6 protein-coding genes are annotated in these 6,410 nt (G+C 43.9%); 4 read left to right on the top strand and 2 right to left on the bottom strand.

Going from position 1 to position 6,410, the window contains the following annotated elements; all coding sequences use genetic code 11:
* The 3 genes from IQ229_RS08795 to IQ229_RS08785 all read left to right on the top strand — a co-directional run.
* Positions 1-1,062 (top strand): F510_1955 family glycosylhydrolase (locus IQ229_RS08795; RefSeq protein WP_228013315.1); only part of this gene is annotated, 1,062 nt, incomplete at its 5' end.
* Positions 1,063-1,250: 188 nt separating this feature from the next.
* Entirely contained in the window at positions 1,251-1,916 is a 666-nt protein-coding gene (locus IQ229_RS08790) for a class I SAM-dependent methyltransferase (RefSeq protein WP_228013314.1), read from the top strand.
* 28 nt (positions 1,917-1,944) lie between these two features.
* Positions 1,945-2,439, top strand: coding sequence for a hypothetical protein (locus IQ229_RS08785; protein WP_069069468.1), 495 nt, complete (start codon positions 1,945-1,947; stop codon positions 2,437-2,439).
* Between the two features lie 119 nt (positions 2,440-2,558).
* On the opposite strand, the gene IQ229_RS08780 is transcribed toward IQ229_RS08785, so the two are convergent.
* Both IQ229_RS08780 and IQ229_RS08775 read right to left on the bottom strand, forming a co-directional pair.
* Positions 2,559-3,356, bottom strand: a complete 798-nt coding sequence (locus tag IQ229_RS08780; protein ID WP_162398300.1) for a cation diffusion facilitator family transporter — start codon at positions 3,354-3,356, stop codon at positions 2,559-2,561.
* Between the two features lie 3 nt (positions 3,357-3,359).
* Positions 3,360-5,906: a heavy metal translocating P-type ATPase gene (locus IQ229_RS08775; protein ID WP_194042965.1), complete on the bottom strand. Its 2,547-nt coding sequence runs from the start codon at positions 5,904-5,906 to the stop codon at positions 3,360-3,362.
* 133 nt (positions 5,907-6,039) lie between these two features.
* On the opposite strand from IQ229_RS08775, the gene IQ229_RS08770 reads away from it, so the two are divergent.
* On the top strand, positions 6,040-6,410 hold a 371-nt coding region (locus tag IQ229_RS08770; protein WP_194042963.1), incomplete at its 3' end, for an ArsR/SmtB family transcription factor.

Raw genomic sequence — 6,410 nt, 5'->3', positions numbered from 1 at the left:
AACTTACTCAGGAGAAACACAATTATGAGTCAGCCTGACTCAAAAGACCACAACATGATGAAATTGGGAATTGCTATGGTGGCTTGCTGCGCCGTGCTCATAGGAGTTTCCTTCTTTTTGGGCGGAGGCTTGGGGGTCTGGTTCGGTCGTTCTATCCAGCAGCCTACTAGCAATCAGTCAACTAACCAGCCACTCTCTGCCAACCAATCAACCAATCAGCCTCAACCAAAGGCTGTCAATGTATCCCTAGAGAAAGCGGTCAATTGGCAATCAAATAATCACGTTCATGGTTTGACCGTGAATCGAGATAATCCCAACATTATTTATGTTGCAAGTCATAACGGACTCTTGCAGCGTTCTGAAACTGGAGAATGGTTTTGGATGGGAAAAGAGCGAGCTGATTATATGGGCTTTACTGCCGATCCAACTGACAGTAACCGCTTTTATTCCAGCGGACATCCACACACAGGAGGTAATCTAGGATTCCAGATCAGTGAAAATCAAGGGCAAGATTGGAAACAGATTTCCATGCCTGGAGTAGATTTTCATGCAATAGCGATCGCACCCAGTAACCCCAACGTTTTTTATGGATGGCCTGCTTCTGGGGCGCAAGGGCTGCATAGTTCTACTGATGGTGGAAAAACTTGGACTAAACCCCGCATGAATGGATTAGGCGATGCTCCGTTTGACCTTGCGGTTGACCCGCGAAACCCTGAGCATTTGTTTGCAACTACCCGTTTGGGGATGTATGAAAGTAGCAACGGTGGCAATGACTGGACGTTAGTAGCTAATACACAGGAAGCTCCTGTTGCCAGTCTAGCTCTGCAAAAAGAAGATAACAATCTTATAATGTATGGCTATCGCTTTCTCAAGTCAGCGCCGGGTGTTTATCGCAGCAGTGATGGTGGTAAAACGTGGGAGAAACTTTGGACTGAAACTAATGGTGTAGTCGTAAAATTAGCGATCGCCCCTAGTAATCCCCAAATATTTTATACGGTAAATGATAACAATGCTGTCTTTCAATCCCAAGATAGCGGCAAGACATGGAAAGAAGTAAAATAAATTTGAAGGCTATCTACATAGTTATAATAACTTGAAATACTAATCGCTCAAATCTGCAATCAAGGCATTTTGAACGTTAGGATTATTTGTAATTAAAATTACAGTTCAGCCATTACCTTAGTTAATCAGTAGAAAGTAATAATGATAGCTTGAGCAAAGCCAGCTGTAGTTCCAGAATTGAGAAAATAATGATGGCGAAGATACATACTGTAGCGTCAAATATAAAAGGTTCTCCAGACTGGTATAAACGCTTATTTGCCTGGATGATGGCTCATGGCAACGCTAAATACGAGGAGGAGATAGCAGACCGTAAACGAGCTTTGTTTGCCCAACTGCATGGCAACGTTTTAGAAATTGGGCCTGGTACGGGCCCCAACTTGTCTTACTATCCGTCCGACATTCATTGGATTGGTATTGAGCCAAACCCTTTCATGCATCCGTATCTACAGCAAGAAGCTGAACGGCTCGGCTTAGAGATTGACCTCCGCAGTGGAGATGCCGAACATCTGGAAGTCGAGGATAACAGCATGGATGCTGTTGTAAGTACGCTCGTTTTATGTTCTGTAAATAATCTAGCTGCTGTATTGCAGGAAGTTATACGAGTACTTAAGCCTGGTGGATGCTTCTTTTTCCTTGAACACGTTGCGGCACCTCAAGGAACAATGTTGCGACGGATACAGCATGGAATAAAACCGCTTTGGAAAACGCTTGGTGATGGTTGCCATCCTGACCGCGAAACCTGGTTAGCATTGGAGAATGCAGGGTTTGAGCAAGTAGATTATCAACATTTTCGGGCAAACCTCCCTGCGATCGTCAGCCCTCAAATAATTGGTGTAGCAGTTAAGAAGCTCTAACAGACGTAAGTATAGCCTTAGTTGCAGTATGTCAAATTCCTCAAAAGTCATTCATCCCCAACACCTGCTTAATTTACCAGAGTTGAATATCGCTATTTTCTCCTTTCTTCTAAATTTCCTTTGGGAGATGCAGCAAATGCCGTTTTTTCAGGTTTCTTCTGAATTTTCTTGCACAGATAAGGTAATAAATTGCACTGTTGCTACTGTAGGGGATGTTGGAATTTCACTTACCGCTTTTTGGACTGTTGCAATTATGTCCAAGTCGCGCCAGTGGTTTCGTCAGCTAAATTGGTGGCAGTTAAGTAGCTTTATTTTAGTTGGTGTTGCAATTACGATTATTTTTGAAGCTTTAGCTACTGGTGTGCTTGATAGATGGGAATATGCTGATGTTATGCCGACGCTTCCATTCTTAGGTACTGGCTTGCTTCCCTTGCTTCAGTGGATACTGATACCGCCCATAATTATCTGGTTTGTTCAGAGGCAACTTTTTAATGTTAGGTATAAAGATTCAAGGCAGTCTTAAGCTTTCCAATTATGTAAATGAAGAGATCAGTTATTCCTGCTGTCCTGTTAAGGGTAAGCGAATAGCAGAGTGTTAGAGCACGTTTAATTCAATATAGATAAGTATAAACAAGTAAACTCTTACACCACATTTTTTGGAGCAAGGGTACACGGATACCTCGGATCGCCAGTCTCTATCTGAAGCGTAGCGTGTTCAATGCCAAAATGGTCGTGAAGCTCTTGATTTACCTGTACTAAAAAAGCATCGCCTGGATGTCCGGCAGGCATAATTAAGTGAGCAGTGAGTGCAGTCTCGGTAGTACTCATTGCCCATATGTGCAAATCATGAACACCAGCCACACCAGGACGCTCGGTCAGATAAGTCTGCACAGCTAAAGGCTCGATTCCCTGTGGTACAGCATCTAATGCTAAATTCACAGAATCTTTCAACAGTTGCCAGGTTCCAACTACTACTACGACAACGATAATTAAACTCACAACTGGATCAAACCATAACCAGCCAGTAAAAACAATGGCGATGCCAGCTAATACAACCCCTAACGAAACTCCGGCATCAGCCGCCATGTGCAGAAAGGCTCCTCGAATATTTAAGTCTTGTTGACGACCGGACAAAAACATTAGGGCAGTAACTGTATTGATGATAATTCCTACTACAGCAACGCCGATGACTGTACCTCCTGATACTGAGTTAGGTTCGCTAAAGCGACGAACTGCTTCCCAAGCTAATAGTAGTCCCAATACATCACTCAAATTGTGACCAGCATCGGCAACCAAAGCCAGCGAGTTTGCTCGGTAGCCATAGACTGCTTCAACAATCACAAATCCGATATTAAGGGCAGTACCAATTGCGAAAGCGCGGTTGTAGTTGCCCTGTCCGTGTTCGTGTCCCTGATGCTTGTGGCTGCGGTTGTGTACCATTGCTTAATCCTTAACAGTCTTGGTTTTAAATAGCCGCATTCCATTTGCAGTAACTAATAAGGAAGTCCCTGTATCTGCTAAAACGGCTACAGCTAACCCAACAAATCCAAAGGTTCCCAACAGCAGAAACAAACCTTTTGTTACTAAAGAAAAGACAACATTCTGTTGAATCACAGATACAGTGCGACGGCTTAGTTCTACTGCATAAGCAAGTCGTCTGAGGTCGCTTCCCACGATCACGACATCTGCTGTCTCCAGAGCAATATCAATTCCACCAACTGCAAAACTGATATCCGCAGCAGCAAGCGCAGGAGCATCGTTAATACCATCCCCAACCATACCTACTACTCCTCTTTGACGCAGGAGTTGAATTTCTTCAAGTTTATCTTCTGGTAGCAGTTCTGCTCGGTACTCTGTAATCCCAGCTTGCTGGGCAATCTGCTTGGCAACAGCAGTGCGATCGCCCGTCAACATCACCAACCGCTTTAATCCAATCCGCCTCAACTGTCGCAGGGCTTCTGTCGCTTCCAAGCGGATACCATCAGAAAGTGCGATCGCTCCTAATAACCCTCCGTTCGTCCCTACCAACACCGGAATTTGACCAAGTTGTTCAATTTCAGTTAACAAAGATTCAGCTTCATCAGACAAGCAAATACCTTGGTCTGAAAACAACCGTCGATTACCAACAAAATACAACATCTCACCAAAGTTTGCCTGAATTCCTTTACCGGGTAATGCGGTAAAATCAAGAGGCGTTGCTAACTCCAGCCCCAAATCTTGAGCCTTTGCCACAATAGCTTTTGCTAGGGGATGTTCAGACTGTTGTTCTAAGGAAGCAGCAATCTGTAATACCATGTCTGCATTCACTTTCCCCAAGTCATAAACCTGCTGCACAATGGGCAGCCCTTGTGTAATTGTGCCAGTTTTATCAAAAGCAAGGGTAGTTAGGTGTCCAGCCGTCTCCAGTGCATTACCCCCTTTAAATAAAACGCCCTGACGAGTTGCCGCACCAATGGCACTGACAATTGAAACTGGGGTAGAAATGACTAAGGCACAGGGACAAGCAATTACTAGCATGACCAGTGCGCGGTAAAGCCAGACGTTAAAAGGTTGAGCAAAAGCCAAGGGTGGTATTAGAGCAATGGCGATCGCTGCTAAAATCACTATCGGAGTGTAGACCTGTGCAAACTTATCCACCCACTGCTGCGAGGGTGCGCGGCTTTCTTGAGCTTGTTCCACCAAATTAATAATTTTGGCAACGGTTGTATCGCTAGAAGTGTGCGTAACTTTAACTTCTAAAAAACCTGTCTGATTTAGTGTTCCAGCAAAGACAGTATCCCCAACGGCTTTATCTTCTGGGATTGACTCTCCCGTAATTGGAGACTGGTCAATGGCACTGGTACCAGAAACAACTAGACCATCCAACGCCACACGCCCTCCTGGTCGAATCGTCAAAATTTCACCTAGCTGAACACTTTCAACCGGAACTGTAAATTCCTGATTCCCGCGCTTAACTGTAGCAGTAGGTGGAGTCAAATCCATCAGTGAGCGAATTGCGTTGCGGGTACGACCAAAGGTGAAAATCTGTAATGTTGTGCCTAAAGAGAACAAAAAGACAACCAGCCCCCCTTCAAACCAGTCTCCTAAAATCACTGCCCCAATCACCGAAATAGTCATCAGCAGATTCATATCGGCGCGGCGCAAGCGCAACTCAAACAAACCAGCCCGTGCGATCGGATAGCCAGCAATTACTATACCAATGCCATAAAAAGCTCGTGCAATCCAGATGGGTAGTACTAAATACTGAGTAAGTAAACCTAAAACTAAACCTATACCTGCAAGTATGACACTCTGTCCTCGACGATTTTCAATCCAGAATCTCCAGCTTGTTAAGTCGGATTTTTGTTTTTGTTTGGACTTGTTTATTGGCTGAGAATGCTCGTAGTTATGATCATGGCTATGGTTATGCTCGTGGTCATGACCACAAGAATCAGTATGATGATGGGAACTTGCTTCAACACCCTCCTCGACCGTGTAACCTAAATCTTGAATCCGGTCATAAATTGCTTTCTCATTCACCAATTGTGGGTCATAGGATATATGCAATCTTTCGCTGGCAAAACTGACCGATGCTTCTTGTACGCCTATGATCTTCTGCACCCCAGCCTCAATGGTTTTGGCACAACTGCCACAATCCATCCCGCCAATTTGTAGCTGTAGCGTTTGCAGAGAAACTATATCTACGTTATGGTCATGATTTTGGTGGTCATGGTCGTGTTCACCGCCACAGGAATGAGTCTGCTGATGGGATTGCGCCTCATGACTTTGCTCTATTGTATAACCCAAACCTTTAATTCGGTTATGGATACTCTTTTCACTCAATACCTCTGCGTCATAGGAAACTCTGGCTTTACCAGTTGTAAAGTTTACCGTTGCTTCTGTAACACCGTGTAACTGTTGCAAAGCGACTTCAATTGTCTTGGCGCAGCTTCCGCAGTCCATACCGCCAACTTGCAAAGTTTGGGTTTTGAGCGAAGGAGTTTGAGTCATAGCAGCTTTAGAATTAAGGCAAAAAGTTAACTGCCAATATTCTAATACAACAATTGAACAACTATTCAATTGTACAATTGTTATCATTTTAGGTATTATTGAGATTAATAACCATTGCTAAGTAAAACTTGCTATGAATAAGCACAAGAAAAAGCAGGACTTAGACTTAATTCAAAGTTCTGACACCCCTACCTGTGATACTCATCTGGTGCATCTAGATAATGTACGCTCATCTCAAGCTCAAATCTTACCGACAGATAAAGCACAACAAATGGCAGAAATTTTTGGGGTGTTAGCAGATACAAACCGTATACGCCTCTTATCAGCTTTGGCTTCTAGTGAGTTGTGTGTTTGCGATCTAGCTGCATTAACCAAAATGAGTGAATCAGCAGTTTGCCATCAGCTGCGGTTATTGAAAGCTATGCGTTTAGTCAGCTATCGTCGAGAAGGTCGGAATGTTTATTATAGTTTGGCTGACAGTCACGTCATCAACTTATATCGCTC

Origin of the sequence: Nostoc cf. edaphicum LEGE 07299 (assembly GCF_015207245.1) — a bacterium.
In the GTDB taxonomy this organism is placed as follows: Bacteria; Cyanobacteriota; Cyanobacteriia; order Cyanobacteriales; family Nostocaceae; genus Nostoc; species Nostoc edaphicum_B.
Note: the sequence above shows the minus strand (reverse complement) of the source record. Positions and strands in the feature narration are given on the sequence as shown.

Excerpts from the sequence above, each read along its gene's own strand:
- IQ229_RS08785 (WP_069069468.1), top strand. The coding sequence starts at position 1,945 with ATGTCAAATTCCTCAAAAGTCATTCATCCCCAACACCTGCTTAATTTA.
- IQ229_RS08780 (WP_162398300.1), bottom strand. The coding sequence starts at position 3,356 with ATGGTACACAACCGCAGCCACAAGCATCAGGGACACGAACACGGACAG.
- IQ229_RS08790 (WP_228013314.1), top strand. The coding sequence starts at position 1,251 with ATGATGGCGAAGATACATACTGTAGCGTCAAATATAAAAGGTTCTCCA.
- IQ229_RS08775 (WP_194042965.1), bottom strand. The coding sequence starts at position 5,906 with ATGACTCAAACTCCTTCGCTCAAAACCCAAACTTTGCAAGTTGGCGGT.